This is a genomic window from Acinetobacter sp. G18, assembly GCF_052660225.1.
The window spans coordinates 3452673-3468997 of sequence record NZ_CP109658.1; the positions used below are offsets into that span (position 1 = coordinate 3452673).

Consider the following 16325-nt stretch of genomic DNA (forward strand, 5'->3'; position numbering starts at 1 on the left):
TATCGCTCCTTAAACATTTGAATAATCAGTTGCCTGCTATCCAATAATAAGTCGCCAAACCCAAACACGTAAAAATTAACGACCCAATTAAATGAATAGAAATCGCCAATATTGCCATTCCCCACTTACCACTTTGCAATAAAGTCACAATCTCAATCGAGAACGTTGAAAACGTAGTTAAAGCACCACAAAAGCCTGTGATTACGAAAAGCTTATAATTCGGACTCAAATCACTATGAGCAAAATAAGCCATCGCAAAACCAATAGTAAAGCCACCGACTAAATTAACAGTAACAGTACCCAGTGGAATTTGCGGATAAATTGGGTTGAGTTTTAAACCTAAAAACCAACGCAACCACGCCCCTAGAACTGAACCTAAAGCAATTGAAAGTAAAGGATAATACATAGAACCACCCCTTTAGTGAGATGCTAAAAGAGCAAACAAAAATGATGGGAAAAGTGACATGGCGTACTCCAAAAATAAGCAGAGTACGCAATAACCTACGTACCCAGCGATATAAATACATGAGGGTAACGTAGGCATCATTAGCCAATACGGCGGTTTTTCAAGGGAGGAATGCCATCTCCCCGTTTTAAGTATATTAAATCATCTAAAAGTTGATTAAAACATACTTTTTAAATCATGGACGTTCATCGTATTGCGGTAAATCGTCACAAATGCTTTCCCACTCTGCTTTTGAAGCAGCAAAAATATGCATGGTCGGCTTTTGATCTAATGGTGTATCGAGTGACCCAATTCTTACACGATATAGTTCAGGCTGGGCATCACGCGAGCTAATAAGCGGTGAACCACATTCGCTACAAAACCAGCGATACACACCATTCACAGCAAATTTTTTGACGAGATCTTCACCTTGGGTAATTTTAAAATCTGTACTTTTAACAGGAGCATTGGTGGCAAATGCTGTTCCATTGGATTTTCGGCATCGTTGGCAGTGACACTGAATAATATCTCCGATATCGCCCTTAATTTCATAGCGAATACCCTGACATAAACAACTTCCTTGATAAACTGGTGATGCTTGAGACATGTTCTCGTAAATCCTATTATTATTGATCGCTCAAAAATAACACTTTTCACATATCAAACATAGTACCGAATTTGCCGTTATTTCTCTAAGAATGAATGCACGCCTTCACCAGCCGCTCGTCCCGTAGCAAAACATGCTGTAAGCAAATAGCCGCCTGTAGGAGCATCCCAGTCCAGCATTTCACCACAGCAAAAAACACCTGAGGTGTGTCTAAGCTCTAAGCTTTCAGTTAATGCACCTTGCTTAACACCACCAGCACAGCTAATCGCTTCCTCAATAGGTCTAAAGCCACTTAACTTGATTTGAAGTGCTTTAATTTGCTGAGCCATAGCCTCTGGTTGGTTCCATAGCGCTTTATCAACCACTTCTCTAATTAAGTTAATTTTGGCCGTGTCTAAGCCTGCTTTACGCCAAATATTAGTAAGCGATTGTTTTTTGCTAGCCTGTAATTTTTTAACTAACTGTGTAAGCTCTACATCAGGCAATAAATCTAAAAATAGATTTAAGCTTTTCCCTTGTTTTTGTTGTTCTCTTAAAGCTCGTCCAAGTTTATAAATGACACCACTTTCTAAACCATAGTGAGTAATGACAATATCACCATGAGTAACTTGGCTAGGCTCAACCCACGCATTGATACGCTTTAAAGGTTCACCAAAACAGCTTTCCATAAAAGCTGACCAAGTGTGTAATACCCCTGCATTACTTGCTTGAAAAGGTTCAATACTGGATTGATCTATCCATTGCTGCCAAGCACCATCACTACCCAATTGAGACCAAGATACAGCCCCACAAGCCAATACGACTGCATCGTATTGTTGGGTAAAAGTCTTGCTGCTTTGATTATTTTGGTTTTCTAAAGTCACAGTTGTACCTTGCAAATTAATACAACGATGACGATAAAAGAATTTAACCTGTTGTTCTGCTAAACGTTTTAACCAAGCACGCAGTAAAGGAGCAGCTTTCATTTCGACAGGAAAAATACGACCAGAACTACCCACATACGACTCTATTCCTAGACTTTTCATCCAGTTCTGAATCCAGACTGCATCCCATTTTTTAACCCATGGTTTGAGCCATTCTACATGGTCATAGCGCTCAATAAACTGCGCTAAAGGTTCAGCATGCGAGATATTCAAACCTGTTTTACCAGCCATCAAAAACTTACGCGCAGCCGAAGGTTTTTGCTCAAACACATCAATTTCATAATCATACTGGCTCAGTACCTCAGCTGCCATTAAACCAGCCGGACCAGCACCGATAATGGCAACCCGCTTACTCGCCATGTGTTTGCCCTTGCAGTGGCGTAAACTCATCAAATCGAGTTTGATAACCTTCAGGCTTGGTCATAATGAGCTGTTGGCAAAGCTCACCACGCTCTAAATATTTAATTTCAAAATGAGTACGTGCAGAAGTTTGTGCAATTTTTTCTTTTTGGTAAGGCAGCTTCCACACATTTAATAACTGTTGTTCAGCTTCTTCAATATATTCAGGAATATTACTTGCCAAAGTAATGGTTCCGCCTGTTTTCAGACGTGATAACAAAAACTCAAAAAATGGCATGTTCAACCAGCGTTGTGCCGGATTATGCGGTTCTGGGTTCGGATAAAGAATAAAGAAATGTTCAACTTGAGCAGGGTGTAAAGCATGTACCACCCACGGCAAAGCATCCGCATGTACAGGTACCAGATTTTCTCTTGGTTCTAAACCATGCTGCTTTTGCATTGCCAAGAATTTTTCGCGGGTTCGTTCAATCGCATATAACGTGTGCTGTGGATTTTGCCCACTAAATAGCAAAGCATGTTTACCTTTGCCCGCCCCAATTTCTACACAAATTGGAGTATTTTCAATTGGGGTAAAATCACGAGGCGCTTGCATACGTTGTGCTTGAAATTGACGAATCTGCATAATCACATCAAACTAAATAAAAATCGGCACAAGTCTAACAAGTCACCTGACTTTTGCCTAATCTATTTCTCTTCACTTTGAGGATATCGCTTTATGCCACGTACATTCCCCTGCCCACGTTGTGGTGAACCAAGTGTTTGGGAAGGCAATGAATTTCGTCCATTTTGTTCTGAACGTTGTAAACTCATTGATTTAGGCGCTTGGGCAAACGATGAATATAGACTGCCTACCCAAGATGCTCCTCAGCAAGACAAGGGTAGTCAGCATGAAGATGATTATGAGGATTAACCCGCTTTACCTGCAACAAACGGGTTAAATTTTTTTTCATAGCCAATGGTACTCATTGGACCATGACCTGAAATAAACTGGGTTTGATCTGGCAAGCTAAAGCATTCACGTTGAATCGATTCAATGAGTTGCTCATGGTTACCACGTGGAAAGTCTGTTCTTCCTATTGAGCCTTTAAACAGGACATCGCCAGTCCAGAGTAAGCCATGATTCTTGTTATAGAACATGACATGCCCTGGTGTATGTCCTGGTGCAAAACGCACCTCAAACTCATCTTCACCGAGTTTGAGCACTTCGCCGCCTTCAAGCCATTGATCAACTTTTACTGGCTGTGGAATTGGAAAGCCATAACGTGCTGAAACTTCCTGAATCATATCTAACCAGAACTGATCTTCTTTATGCGGACCAACAACAGGAACACTCCATTCTTGTGCGAGTTCACCCACTGCCCCTGCGTGATCTAAATGCCCATGAGTGAGCCATAGTGCCTTTACTTTTAAACCTAAAGCTTCTACTTCTTTCTTCAAAACAGCAGCGTCACCGCCTGCATCAATCAAAACTGCTTCTTTTGTTTCACTGTCCCAAACTAAAGAACAATTTTGAGCAAAAGCAGTAACTGGAACAATTTTGACTTGCAGCATAAGAACCTCTGGCTAAAACGCAATTAACGGTGGGCTAAGGTATGGGTAAGGGCATCAAGATTAGCCTGAACTAAACCTGCAAGCAAATCAATATGTGCCTGATCACTATTTAAAGCGGGAATGTAAGCATAGCTTCCGCCACCTGCTTGTTGAAATAGTTCAGCATTTTGAATCGCTAACTCTTCAAGCGTTTCTAAACAGTCAGCAGAAAAAGCAGGACTTAAAACCTGAACTGACTTAACGCCCTGCTTAGCCCAATCTTGTAAAAGCTGGTCAGTATAAGGCTTCACCCATTCTTGTTTTCCAAAACGTGACTGGAAACTAATCGCCCATTCATCAGCTTTCAAATGCAAAGCTTCAGCGACTAACTTTGCAGTAATGCGACAACGGTCTGCATAAGGATCACCTTTGTCTGCATAAGGCTGTGGAATACCATGAAATGACATCAATAGTTTTTCAGGCTTACCATGCTGTGCTTGATAAGCTAAAACACTTTCTGCCAGTGCTTGAATAAACATTGGGTGCTGATAGTAGTCTTTAATAATGGTCAAACCCGGCAAATTGCGCTGAGTAGGAATCCACTTAGCAAATGCGTCGTATAACGGTGCTGTCGATGTGGCAGAATATTGAGGAAATAAAGGCAATAAAATGACATGCTCTTGTGGATGAGCTGCTAGTTTTTCTAAAACTGTATCAATACCCGGATTACCATAAGTCATGGCGGGCAACACAGTTAAGTCAAACTGTTTATTTTCACGCTCTAAATAAGCCTGCACACGTTGAGTTTGCTCAAATACAATTTCACGCATGGGCGAATCGGTAGACCATACCGAAGCATAGGCATGCGCTACTCTTTTTGGGCGAAAAGGCAAAACAAACAGATTTAAGATAATCCACCAGATGAATTTTGGTATTTCAATCACACGTGAATCAGATAAAAACTGCTTTAAAAAACGGCGCACCGCTGGGACAGTTGCCTCATCCGGTGTGCCTAAATTCGCTAAAATGACAGTAACTTTCGGTTTTTGTTCAAACGACATGCGCAAATGCCTTTCAGTTCATCTTATGACACTAATGTAACAGTTTTCATGGTCATATCTAAATTGAATTGTTCTAAGCTTTTAATCGAGACACCCGATGGTTCCATTTATAACTGAGCAAGAGCTTTTGCGCTTTTGTCGTTACCTTCCATAAACTATGCTGCTGATCAATCTTGATTGGAACAATCCACCCCTGTGATTGCATCTGATTTTTAATACGGAATAGTGCCTTGTGATTAATCTGTGCGCCAGCCACCGCATGTGCTCTTGGCAGCTCCTGACGGGCATCCTCTAGTCCCGCATGATTGAGATATTCATTGAGACAAGTTCCAAAGTTTTCTTCTGGCATGGCTGTCTCAAAATGTTTAGCCAATATACTTAAGAGCTGTGACCAAGTCATTTGTCTCTGACGCTTAAGCTCTCTAAAGTTGCCATCTTGAAAAGCTTGAATGTGATATTCAAACGCAAAAACATCATGTGGAGCCACTTCATTGGTTTGAGTTGATGACTCTACTAACTGTTGCTCTAATTGTGAAATTTTACTTTTTAATCGATTAATTTCATCTTCTAATTGATGTGCTTGGTGTGCAGGTACCCAGCCTTGCCCCACATGCTGTTCAACTATTAGAGGCATATTTAAACGGACCGCTAACTCTAAGTCACGAGGGCTTTTAAAGTAAAATATGTGGTGAGCTTCATGTAATAGTTTTTTTCTAAATGCGAGAAATTTTTCTTTAAGCTGTGGATGAGCCTCTTGTAAATGCATCTCGCGGCTTTCAGGCTGTTCATGCATAAATACAACAATCGGTTTAGCTCGACTTAAAGCATATTCATACTCTAGAGCAAAGTAACTAGCACCAGAAATAGATTGTTCACCATACTGGCTACCTAGCAACAAAACAACATAATCCGATTCATTAATTTGCCGACGGGCAAGTGTTGTAGTTAAAGGACTTCTATACTCTAAACCCCAAGCAAAAAAACCCATACTGACTAAAGTTTGAGAGAGAACCATACGTTCAGGTTGCATCTCGCGACCTGACGTTGAAATAAAAATCTGATAGCGTGTATCGAGCATAACAATACCCTTATCGCCCCATAATCTTAATATGGCCCAAATAAGCCAAGATTATGAACCGCCCCAAATAAGAAAAATAAATATAAAAAAACGCTTTCTTCTGAATGCCTACAACAGAGCTCAACTCAGATTGTGTAGCGTCCATGTCAATTCTTGTGGAATCATATTCTGTAAAACAGGTTGCAATGCTTCTGCATTATTACCACTTACATAACATTCAATACGTGCAACATTCTGACGTATTTGGTCACATAATAACTCATTTTTTATTAAAATACGGGCTGTTTGTCGGGCAACTGCCAATCCCGAATCAACCAGTGTGAATTGGTTATCAAAAAGATGATGAATTGCTTCATTTAAGAACGGATAATGTGTACAACCGAGTACTAAATAGTCAGCCCCTTGATCGGCTGCAGGCTGTAAAACCTCTTTTAATGCATTTAAACAAACAGGACTCATTTGCTGTCCTGCTTCTACACAAGGAACAAGCTCCAGATTGGTTAAAGTCATGACTTTAACACCCGCTGGAACAGCAAATTTTTCCACAACATCTTTAATGAGTTGCCCACGAAAAGTAGCAGGCGTTGCCAACACTGCAACTACTTTAGAACGTGTTTGTAATACAGCAGGTTTTAATGCCGGTACTAAACCAACAATCGGAAAGTGCTCACCATAATGTTCACGTAAATGATCAAGACTAAATGCAGAGGCAGTATTACATGCCACGACTGCAATTTTACAACCTTGGCGGTATAACCAGTCGACAGCGCGAGCGGTAAGCTCTCTAATTTCTTCATCAGAACGAGGGCCATAAGGAACATAGGCTGTATCGGCATAATACACAATATGTTCGTTTGGCAAATATCTGGCAATTTCTGCTGCAACCGACATTCCACCAATTCCCGAATCAAAAATACCAATTGGGGCATCTGCCGATGCTTTAGGCATAGATTCTAATTCGGTAAATAAAGGCTGTATGGCTGTCATGGCAGTACTAGAGAGTGTCGGAAAATTTCACTCTATAAAGCTTAAACCTCAAGTGCCTAATTGCAAGTGCAAATTACCACTTTTTAACTGCAAAATGGTTTCGCCTTTATCATTTTCAACCAACACTCCGTAGTTCACGAGATGATAAAAAGCTTGGCGTTGAATAAGTGCATTAATACCAAATCGGACATGCACGTATGGGCGTAATTCTCCTGCATATTCGCGCATAAAAATCGGGTGTTCTGCATCAACTAAAATCACATCTTGATTGGTGGTAGTCAGTTGCAAAAACTGATCACCTGAAATTTCAACCTGATCGACTTGATTGACCAATAAAGGTTCATCTTCAACTTCGATTTCAATTTGTTCTACAGGGGTTTTCAGGTAGAATTTACCCTCTTCTTTCCATAGGACTTTGGTAAACAAATCCAATAGAGCTTGGCGCTTGATTAATTGACCTTCGTGCCACCATTCTCCATTGGCTTTAACCGTTAAATCCATTTTACCGCAATGCTTTGGATGCCATTGCTCTAAAGGTGGGATTGACCTTTTGTGACTTTGCTGTACACCTTTTAAGTATTGTGCAATGTTCATTAAGTTTTTATCATCAGATAACGGTATTTTTCCCATATCCGATGGGGAATTATTTTGATTTACCATAGTTTATGCCTTGCTGACGAGAAAATATGACGACTCAGCCAATTGGCTAGATCATGGTTTAAAACTATACTAGCCAAAACGATAAAAGGCACAATAGCATATTTGCGCCTATGGATTAAAACTCACGGCAGCACCGGATGATCTGACATTACGGTTGCCACCTTTAAGTATTGAGGAGTCCTACATGGAACACATCGAACGCGAATCGATGGAGTTTGACGTTGTCATCGTAGGTGCAGGGCCTGCAGGTCTATCTGCTGCGATTAAGATCCGTCAATTAGCGATTGAGAATAACTTACCCGATCTTTCAGTTTGTGTAGTTGAAAAAGGCTCTGAAGTAGGTGCGCATATCTTATCTGGTGCTGTACTTGAACCGCGTGCTATTAATGAACTTTTCCCAAACTGGAAAGAAGAAGGCGCACCTCTTAACGTGCCTGTAACTGAAGACAAAACTTTCTTCTTGCTTTCAGAAACTACGTCTAAAGAAGCACCTCACTGGATGGTTCCAAAAACCATGCACAATGACGGTAACTATGTTATCTCGCTAGGTAACGTTGTTCGCTGGTTAGGTCAAAAAGCTGAAGAATTAGAAGTTTCTATTTTCCCTGGTTTTGCTGCATCTGAAGTGCTTTACCATGAAGACGGTACTGTAAAAGGTATTCAAACTGGTGACATGGGTATTGGTAAAGATGGCGAACCAACGCATAACTTTACTCCGGGTTATGAGCTTCACGCTAAATACACCCTCTTTGCCGAAGGTTGCCGTGGTCACTTAGGTAAACGCCTGATTGCAAAATACAATCTTGATAAAGATGCTGACCCTCAGCACTACGGTATCGGGATTAAAGAACTTTGGGAAATTGACCCAGCAAAACATAAGCCGGGCTTAGTGATGCACGGTGCAGGTTGGCCATTATCTGAAACTGGTTCTTCTGGTGGTTGGTGGTTATATCACGCTGAAAACAACCAAGTGACTTTGGGTATGATTGTGGACTTATCTTATGAAAATCCACACATGTATCCATTTATGGAAATGCAGCGCTGGAAAACTCATCCACTCATTAAACAATACTTAGAAGGTGGTAAACGTATTTCTTACGGCGCACGTGCTGTAGTGAAAGGCGGCTTCAACTCATTGCCTAAATTAACTTTCCCAGGTGGTTGCTTAATTGGTGATGACGCAGGTTTCTTAAACTTTGCAAAAATCAAAGGCTCACACACTGCCATGAAATCAGGCATGTTATGTGGTGAAGCTGTATTTGAAGCGATTGCTGCTGGTGTAGAAAAAGGCGGTGACCTTGCGATTGCTCGTGTTACTGAAGGTGAAGATTTATTCGTTAAAGAATTAACTTCATACACTGACAAATTTAACAACAGCTGGTTAAAAGAAGAGCTTTATAACTCTCGTAACTTTGGCCCAGCAATGCATAAATTTGGTCAATGGATTGGTGGTGCATTTAACTTTATCGATCAGAACGTCTTTAAAGTTCCATTCACTTTGCATGACTTGAAACAAGACTTCGCTGCATTGAAAACTGTTGATGCAACGAGCTTCAAGCCAAACTATCCAAAACCAGATGGCAAGCTTACATTTGACCGTTTATCTTCGGTATTTATCTCAAACACTGTACATGAAGAAAACCAGCCAGCTCACTTGAAGCTTACTGATCCTTCAATTCCAGTGAACGTAAACTTACCAAAATGGGATGAGCCTGCACAGCGCTACTGCCCTGCTGGTGTTTATGAAATCATGGAAAATGATGATGGTTCTAAACGCTTCCAGATTAACGCAGCAAACTGTGTTCACTGTAAGACTTGTGATATTAAAGACCCATCTCAAAACATTACTTGGGTAACGCCTGAAGGCGGCGGTGGTCCAAATTACCCTAACATGTAATAAAAAAGCCCCGAATAATCGGGGCTTTTTTATTAGTATCCACTTATTGAAAAGGCGGTATTCTTGATACTTTTAAATTAAAATTCTTTTTATAGAAAATAAATGTGCCTAATAAAAATAAGCTAAGAAAACCCAAATTCCGTGCTAGATCAATATACCAAACCGATTTACCAAATAATAAATCAAGAATTAACATCAGCCCGATAAACCTTGTATGCAAGATCAAACTCATCTTTATCTTTGGTTCAGGAGCAAAATATGTATTTCTATAACCTAATATAATTGAACCGAGAATTATAAAAGTGAATAGAATTATGGTAGCCATAGTCTCAGTTAACCAAGAAACTTTTATACGTAACAAACCAGCAAGACATGCGAACCAAAGGAAAATAAATAAGCTTCGTTTTAGAAAATAATCTTTCATTTTTATATGTCATTTATATACTTAATTTTATAGATTATATAACGATTCTTATTTGTAAAAAATTATCATTTTAAAATAATTTAAATGTTTAATGGCTCCCAACACTATTCATTAGAAGCCTTATTTATTCTATTAGCCCTTTTTCACCAGATAATGAAATTCTTTATGACCATTTTCATCTAAGCGTTCTTCTTGCAAAAGCAACTCATGACCTAAATGCATACAAAATTTAGGAATGTCCCACGAAGTCGAATTGTCTGTTGCGAAGACCTCAACCACATCTCCAGACTTAGATTTACGAATGGCTTGATGCAACATCATAACAGGTTCCGGACAACGTAAACCACGCGTATTGAGTTGTACAGTAGGTGAAATAGGTTGTTCTGACATAACAAACTCGAACAAATAGAATTTTCACATTTTAGCATAAACCGATCACTGACTTATGAACTGTAACTGGTGTTTACATAACAATATGTGTTTTGTCTTTTACTTTGTTTTATAGATGCATAAGGGCCTTTTCTTCGGTATGATCAATGTATTCATTTGATACATTGAGTCTTTAGGAAAGATCATGCAAGAGGAACCGAGTCCGTCGTGGGGAATGCGAGGCTTACGAAAGTGGTTAGGTACAGCGCCAGAAACCCGAGATGAATTATTAAAACTAGTCCAAAATTCACGTCGTTTTTTAGAACCTGATACTGTTGCCATGCTTGAAGGTGTTCTTGACCTTCCTGCTACAAAAATTCGTGAAGTCATGACGCCACGAACAGCAATGATCAGTATGCAAGAAGATGATCAGTTACTTGATATTCTTCACGTATTGGTTGAGTCTGCTCACTCACGTTTTCCAGTCTTCTCTGCCGATCAGCCTGACAATGTTGTCGGGATTTTGCTCGCAAAAGATTTACTGCCATTTTTGACTGAACCAAATACCAAATTAGATATTGGCTCGCTTATGCGCCAGCCATTATTTGTGCCTGAAAGCGCTCGTTCAGATCAAGTTCTTCGTATGCTCAAACATACCCAAACCCATATCGCGATTGTGATTGATGAATATGGCTCTACAGCTGGTCTTGTTACGCTTGAAGATATTCTTGAAGAGATCGTGGGTGAAATTGAAGACGAACATGATACTGCTGATGAAGATGCACAGTACATTGTTCCAGACAGCGACCATACTGTAGCGAATGCATGGATGGTGCAGGCACTTACACCAATTGAACACTTCAACACTGTATTAGATGCTGATTTTTCTGACGATGAAGTAGAAACTGTCGGCGGTTTATTGCTTCAAGAAATTGGTTTAGTCAGTGATTTACAAGGTCAGACTGTTGAACTTGGAAAGTGGTTATTTACGATTGTTGAAGCAGATGCCCGCACTATTCATCTGATTCGAGCTGTACGTCAATGAGAGCATACTTTGAAAAGCTGTTAGATTCTTCGCAACAACAAAAACAGCTTCCTTTAATTTTTCCATTGCTCATTGCTTTATTTTCAGGTGCCGTGTTCAGCTTTGCACTGGCACCTTATTATTGGTGGTGGCTGGCAATTTTGTCTCCTGCCCTACTCTATGCGACATTGCATAAACGCTCAGCTAAACAAGCATTTGCGATTGGCTGGAGTTTTGGTTTTGGTTTATGGTTTGTAGGGGCTTTCTGGCTCTATACATCTATCCATGTATATGGCGATACCAATGCCTTTTTAAGCGTGTGTATGATTGCTGTTATGGCTCTTGTGATGGGCTTATTTACAGCATTTCAAACTTGGGTTTATCGACGCTTCTTCCCTGAAACACCGCTGACTTTCGCTCCTCTCTGGATTATTTTTGAGTGGGCTAAAACTTGGGTATTTACGGGTTTCCCGTGGCTATTTGTAGGTTACGCTTTTACTGAACGCCTACTCGATGGTTATGCACCGCTATTTGGTATTTATGCAATTTCCTTCGTGGCAATTGTTCTAGCGTGTGCTTTAGTCGAAGTTCTACGTAAGCGTATTTTTTGGGTTATCCCTGCTGCCCTATTAGTTTTAGGTGCATGGGGAGCATCATATATTCAGTTTGTACAACCTAAAGCGGCTAAACCACTGAGCGTTTCGCTTATTCAAGGTAACATTCCACAAGATTTAAAATGGCTAACCGAATATCAAGTTAGAACATTAGAAATTTATGCAGGTTTAACTCAATCTGAATGGGGCCGTGACCTCATTGTATGGCCTGAGTCTTCAATTCCACTCTTCCAAACCGACATTGAACCGTTTTTGGATGCCATGGATGCACAAGCGAAAAAGAACCATACCGCTTGGGTAACCGGTATTCCTTATTGGGATGTTGCAAAATCACATCAAGTCGGCAGTCCTCTGTATTACAACAGTATTATGGCTTCTGGTAGCGATTCAAGCGGCCTTTATAAAAAGCAGCGTCTTGTGCCGTTTGGTGAATATATTCCGCTTTCAGGTTTACTCTCTTGGGTGTTACCAGCCATGCAAAATGATATTAGCATGAGCGGTTTTACACGTGGTGAGAGCAACCAGAAACCACTCTTAATTAAAGGGCATGCGCTTGCTGCTGCAATTTGTTATGAAGTGGCATATCCGAACCTGACACGACATAATGCAGAAGATAGCGACTTCTTGGTGACTGTATCTAATGATGCTTGGTTTACGGGTACTGCTGGCCCATGGCAACATTTACAAATGGTACAAATGCGCGCGAAAGAAAATGGTCGCTGGTTTATTCGTGCAACCAACACAGGTATAACAGCATTTATTGATCAAAATGGTCATATCACTGAACAAGCACCGATTGATAAAGAGTTTGTCTTGAGAGGTGATTTACCAGCTATGCAAGGCCAAACTCTCTATAACCGTCTAGGTGATTACCCAATTTTAGGATTTGCAGTATTACTGTTGGTTTTAGGTTGGATCTATCGTCCACGTCAAGTTGATGTGTCTTATAAATCACGTCGCTAAGTTATAATAGCTTTGTACCCAGAGGAACTTCAAACTCTGGGATACAAAGCGCAACATCGCCATCTGCGTTATGAAACCCTGTCACCAAGCATTCTGATTGAATAGGCCCGATTTGTTTTTTAGGGAAATTCACGACAGCAACCACTAATTTACCAATCAAGTCCTGCGGTTGATAAAGTTTAGTAATCTGAGCACTCGATTTACGTACACCCAATTCGTCACCAAAATCTACATGCAAAATATAAGCAGGTTTACGCGCTTTTTCAAAAACCTCAGCTTGAATAATTTTACCTACACGAAGCTCTACTTTTAAAAAATCATTCCACTCGATTTGTTCCATTTACTTTTCTCATATTCTTAAATATCTGATTTGAAGCATATAATATGTACAAATAAAGAAACACCCTCTTTTTATTTTCAGCTCTCAAAATTCATGTTAAATTAAATCTGCTGACTCAAAAGCCGTAAACGTTTACGTCAATCAACGTGCCAACATACCTCCAACAATGCTTGGAGCTATTTATTCAAAATATTTTTATATTTTGAATGGCACGGGCGTTTGTTGGTTTACGGAGTCAAAATGGGAAACCAAAAAACTTTCTATAATTTTAAGAAACTTCCAAGTCGTTATACAGCTATTGTTTTACCTTTTTTTCTATCCATCATTATGACTTTTGTAGTGTCCATGGTCAGTACTTTACGAAGTTTAGGATTAGAAGAGTTTTCTATAAATGTCTGGATGTCTGCATGGATCATTTCTTGGTTAATTGCTTTTCCAACACTACTTTTGGTATTACCTATCGTCCGTAAAATCACGGCACTATTAGTAGAGCCTGTTTAAAAAATGAAAACGTAGATGTTGAGTCTACGTTTTATCTAAAAATTTGGTTTTAAATATCATTAAAAAGCGATTGATAACTGCAAAGATAAATAAGCAACTAAGCTTGATAAAAAGACCATGGGTACATAGCGATAAGCTTTAAAAAGTAATTGTTCATATTTAGAAGATATTTGTTTAGCTTGCCATACACTCGCTTTTAATGCAGTGAAAAAACTCACCATTAACCATGCACTGACAATACTTAATGCAAAGAAGCCAATCATGATTTGACTGCTACCTTCTGTACTCAGCCATAGTTTTAATGAAACTTCAGCAATGGGTAATAATGCTAAAATCAATAGGACAGACTTAAGCATCGCCCAATGAAACTGATTTAGTTCATCAAGTACGAGAAATGCTTTCATTTAATCTCTCCCATAGTTTTATAAAGTGATTTTTATTTATTATGCAAAGCTTTTATTTAAATATATAGCTTATTTCCTCTCATATTTTAACTTTCTTGTAACTATTAAATATGGGAATAATTCTTATTTTAAATCTCAAATCTAATTATTAACTTTATTATTTTATTTTCAATAGCTTATTATATTTTTGTAATTAAGAAAGATTATCAATTCGAATTATCAATTTCTCTTACTCTCCGAATCGATAATCTCTCTTATATTTTAATTAAGGCTGGTAATAAATATCTGCATCGTTACCTTCACCACCTTCTTTACCATCTGCACCAAATGAATATAGGTCAAAAGGATGGCCGTCTTTTCCAGGAATGACGTATTGAATATCATTTTTCCAACTATCTTTAGGGTAACCACCTTTCACATAACCACCCGGCATCCAGTTTTTTGCGGTAGCAGGCTGGTTAATGAGGGCATCTAAACCACCTTCTTGCATGGTTGGGAAATGCCCGTTATCAAGCTTGTACTGATCTAAAGCACCCGCTACACCCTTCAAGGTAATTTGAGTCGTATCGATTTTAGCTTTTTCACTACGGCCCATAACGTTCGGTACGATTAAAGCAGCCAACACGCCTAAAATTACAATAACGACCATAACTTCAATAAGGGTAAAGCCTGACGCACGTTTCATTCGAGCACCGGTCGAACGTGCTGCAAGTCCGAAAGCTGTGCTTGAGGAACAAACATCTGATACAGAGCTATGCTCAGAATGGCACGTTGGCTCAAGCTGATTTGAAACCGCAGCTTCACTATGTTGTTTCATCACTGTTTCGCTTTGAATATTTTTTACTTTCATCATTATCTCTAATATCAAAGTTATTAAATCATATTGTTCATATTTACGATTGGCAGCATAACCGCGATTACAATAACCAGTACAATGCTTGCCATTAATACCAGCATAAGCGGTTCAAGTAATGCCAATAAGGTTGAAATAAATGTCGTCACCTCACGGTCTTGCATAGTCGACGCACGTTCCAGCATACGGTCAAGCTCACCTGATGCCTCACCACTTCGAATCATTTGTACCATCATTGGTGGGAAATAACCACTGCGCTCCAATTGCGTACCCAAGTTACCACCTTCTGTGACACGTTCAGCAGCATGAGCAATTGAGTCACGGATCACCCAGTTATTGGTCACAGCAGCACCAATTTTTAAAGCGTCTACCAAAGGCACGCCTGAACGAGTCAAAATAGATAAAGTACTGGCAAAGCGTGCAGCATTAATACCACGGGACAGTTTACCGAATAATGGCAGTTTGAGTGTTAAGCGATCAAAAGCATAATGACCAGCCGTTGTTTTTAAAAACCGCACAAAGGCAACAACGCCTATCACAGCAAAAAGAATAATAAACACCCACGCATGGCGAATAAAATCACTCGCTTTCATTAAAGCGACTGTAATCCATGGTAATGCATCTTTACTTTGATCGAAGGTTTTTACAATCTCTGGTACAACATAGGTCATTAATCCCATCACAATACCAAATGACATCAGCATTAAAATGATGGGGTAAATCATGGCACCTTGAACTTTCTTTTGCATGGCAAAACGGTTCTCAGTGTAGTCGGACAACTGATCTAAAATCAGATCTAAATGACCTGAACGCTCACCTGCCGCAACCGTTGCAATATAAAGGTCAGGAAAACGACCTGACTGTTGCATGCCTTGCGCGAGTGAATGCCCTTCCAATACTCTTGAACGAACCGAGAGTAAAAGATTTTGCACATGTGCTTTTTCACTTTGTCTGCTCACGGCGCGTAAAGCTTCTTCTAGAGGAATTGCAGCAGCAACCAAAACGGAGAGTTGTCTGGTCATCAGTGCCAAATCATAAGCACTAAACTTTTTCTGAAATAATCCGTGGCTTTGATGCTTGTCTTTTTGTTCAACAGGATCAACGCTAATCGGAGTCCATGCTTTATCGCGTAATTGTTGGCGAATCTGACGTGCTGAGTCTCCCTCAAGCACCCCCTTTTGCTGCTTCCCTGAAGCATCAATAGCAGTAAATTGATATGCAGGCATGGTAATGTTCTAATTTTCCAAAAATAATAGTCGCTGCTGTTGCATCTATGCTACGCAAT

20 protein-coding genes and 1 riboswitch are annotated in these 16325 nt (G+C 39.8%); of the genes, 5 read left to right on the forward strand and 15 right to left on the reverse strand.

Features of this window, described 5'->3' with window-relative positions:
- Positions 1-25: 25 nt before the first annotated feature.
- From crcB to NE363_RS16340, 4 genes are all read right to left on the reverse strand, one after another.
- Entirely contained in the window at positions 26-406 is a 381-nt protein-coding gene (gene crcB / locus NE363_RS16325; RefSeq protein ID WP_445535469.1) for a fluoride efflux transporter CrcB, read from the reverse strand.
- Positions 407-530: 124 nt separating this feature from the next.
- Positions 531-597, reverse strand: a riboswitch (Fluoride riboswitch).
- A 44-nt stretch (positions 598-641) separates the two neighbouring features.
- A complete protein-coding gene (locus tag NE363_RS16330) occupies positions 642-1052 on the reverse strand; it encodes a GFA family protein (RefSeq protein WP_000075988.1) in 411 nt (136 codons plus the stop codon).
- A 77-nt stretch (positions 1053-1129) separates the two neighbouring features.
- Positions 1130-2335, reverse strand: coding sequence for a TIGR03862 family flavoprotein (locus NE363_RS16335; protein WP_445535470.1), 1206 nt, complete (start codon positions 2333-2335; stop codon positions 1130-1132).
- Positions 2325-2963, reverse strand: a complete 639-nt coding sequence (locus NE363_RS16340; RefSeq protein ID WP_445535471.1) for an SAM-dependent methyltransferase — start codon at positions 2961-2963, stop codon at positions 2325-2327. The genes NE363_RS16335 and NE363_RS16340 overlap by 11 nt, the downstream gene beginning before the upstream one ends.
- 87 nt (positions 2964-3050) lie before the next feature.
- Between NE363_RS16340 and NE363_RS16345 the strand changes: the two genes are divergently transcribed.
- Complete coding sequence (locus NE363_RS16345; protein WP_001138289.1) at positions 3051-3245, forward strand: DNA gyrase inhibitor YacG; 195 nt, start codon at positions 3051-3053, stop codon at positions 3243-3245.
- On the opposite strand, the gene NE363_RS16350 is transcribed toward NE363_RS16345, so the two are convergent.
- The 5 genes from NE363_RS16350 to NE363_RS16370 form a co-directional block, all read right to left on the reverse strand.
- Positions 3242-3886, reverse strand: coding sequence for an MBL fold metallo-hydrolase (locus NE363_RS16350; protein ID WP_019456911.1), 645 nt, complete (start codon positions 3884-3886; stop codon positions 3242-3244). The genes NE363_RS16345 and NE363_RS16350 overlap by 4 nt on opposite strands.
- 23 nt (positions 3887-3909) lie before the next feature.
- On the reverse strand, positions 3910-4926 hold the full coding sequence (hemH, locus tag NE363_RS16355; RefSeq protein WP_445535472.1) for a ferrochelatase: 1017 nt from the start codon (positions 4924-4926) through the stop codon (positions 3910-3912).
- A gap of 73 nt (positions 4927-4999) precedes the next feature.
- On the reverse strand, positions 5000-6004 hold the full coding sequence (locus tag NE363_RS16360) for a DUF4062 domain-containing protein (RefSeq protein ID WP_445535473.1): 1005 nt from the start codon (positions 6002-6004) through the stop codon (positions 5000-5002).
- A gap of 120 nt (positions 6005-6124) precedes the next feature.
- Complete coding sequence (murI, locus tag NE363_RS16365) at positions 6125-6991, reverse strand: glutamate racemase (protein ID WP_000125351.1); 867 nt, start codon at positions 6989-6991, stop codon at positions 6125-6127.
- Positions 6992-7039: 48 nt separating this feature from the next.
- Positions 7040-7651, reverse strand: coding sequence for a DUF1285 domain-containing protein (locus tag NE363_RS16370; protein WP_032047919.1), 612 nt, complete (start codon positions 7649-7651; stop codon positions 7040-7042).
- A gap of 184 nt (positions 7652-7835) precedes the next feature.
- On the opposite strand from NE363_RS16370, the gene NE363_RS16375 reads away from it, so the two are divergent.
- Positions 7836-9548 carry an electron transfer flavoprotein-ubiquinone oxidoreductase gene (locus NE363_RS16375; RefSeq protein ID WP_002053275.1) on the forward strand — a complete coding sequence of 571 codons (1713 nt, stop codon included), beginning with the start codon at positions 7836-7838 and terminating at the stop codon, positions 9546-9548.
- 43 nt (positions 9549-9591) lie between these two features.
- On the opposite strand, the gene NE363_RS16380 is transcribed toward NE363_RS16375, so the two are convergent.
- Positions 9592-9972 (reverse strand): hypothetical protein, encoded by a 381-nt coding sequence (locus tag NE363_RS16380; RefSeq protein WP_445535474.1) that lies wholly within the window; start codon positions 9970-9972, stop codon positions 9592-9594.
- A gap of 132 nt (positions 9973-10104) precedes the next feature.
- On the reverse strand, positions 10105-10362 hold the full coding sequence (gene tusA, locus NE363_RS16385; protein ID WP_002053527.1) for a sulfurtransferase TusA: 258 nt from the start codon (positions 10360-10362) through the stop codon (positions 10105-10107).
- Between the two features lie 184 nt (positions 10363-10546).
- Between tusA and NE363_RS16390 the strand changes: the two genes are divergently transcribed.
- Both NE363_RS16390 and lnt read left to right on the forward strand, forming a co-directional pair.
- Positions 10547-11386 (forward strand): HlyC/CorC family transporter, encoded by an 840-nt coding sequence (locus tag NE363_RS16390; protein WP_004883488.1) that lies wholly within the window; start codon positions 10547-10549, stop codon positions 11384-11386.
- Positions 11383-12942 (forward strand): apolipoprotein N-acyltransferase, encoded by a 1560-nt coding sequence (gene lnt / locus NE363_RS16395; protein ID WP_445535475.1) that lies wholly within the window; start codon positions 11383-11385, stop codon positions 12940-12942. The genes NE363_RS16390 and lnt overlap by 4 nt, the downstream gene beginning before the upstream one ends.
- A 1-nt stretch (position 12943) precedes the next feature.
- Here lnt and NE363_RS16400 read toward each other — a convergent pair whose 3' ends face one another.
- Entirely contained in the window at positions 12944-13282 is a 339-nt protein-coding gene (locus tag NE363_RS16400) for a tRNA-binding protein (protein WP_134262189.1), read from the reverse strand.
- Positions 13283-13522: 240 nt separating this feature from the next.
- On the opposite strand from NE363_RS16400, the gene NE363_RS16405 reads away from it, so the two are divergent.
- Entirely contained in the window at positions 13523-13783 is a 261-nt protein-coding gene (locus NE363_RS16405) for a DUF2798 domain-containing protein (protein ID WP_445535476.1), read from the forward strand.
- 59 nt (positions 13784-13842) lie between these two features.
- Here the strand turns inward: NE363_RS16405 and NE363_RS16410 are convergent, their stop codons facing one another.
- From NE363_RS16410 to gspF, 3 genes are all read right to left on the reverse strand, one after another.
- A complete protein-coding gene (locus NE363_RS16410) occupies positions 13843-14187 on the reverse strand; it encodes a hypothetical protein (protein ID WP_019456903.1) in 345 nt (114 codons plus the stop codon).
- Positions 14188-14452: 265 nt separating this feature from the next.
- Positions 14453-15037 carry a type II secretion system major pseudopilin GspG gene (gspG, locus tag NE363_RS16415; RefSeq protein WP_191015903.1) on the reverse strand — a complete coding sequence of 195 codons (585 nt, stop codon included), beginning with the start codon at positions 15035-15037 and terminating at the stop codon, positions 14453-14455.
- A 23-nt stretch (positions 15038-15060) separates the two neighbouring features.
- Complete coding sequence (gspF, locus tag NE363_RS16420) at positions 15061-16266, reverse strand: type II secretion system inner membrane protein GspF (protein WP_004699003.1); 1206 nt, start codon at positions 16264-16266, stop codon at positions 15061-15063.
- Between the last annotated feature and the right edge of the window lie 59 nt (positions 16267-16325).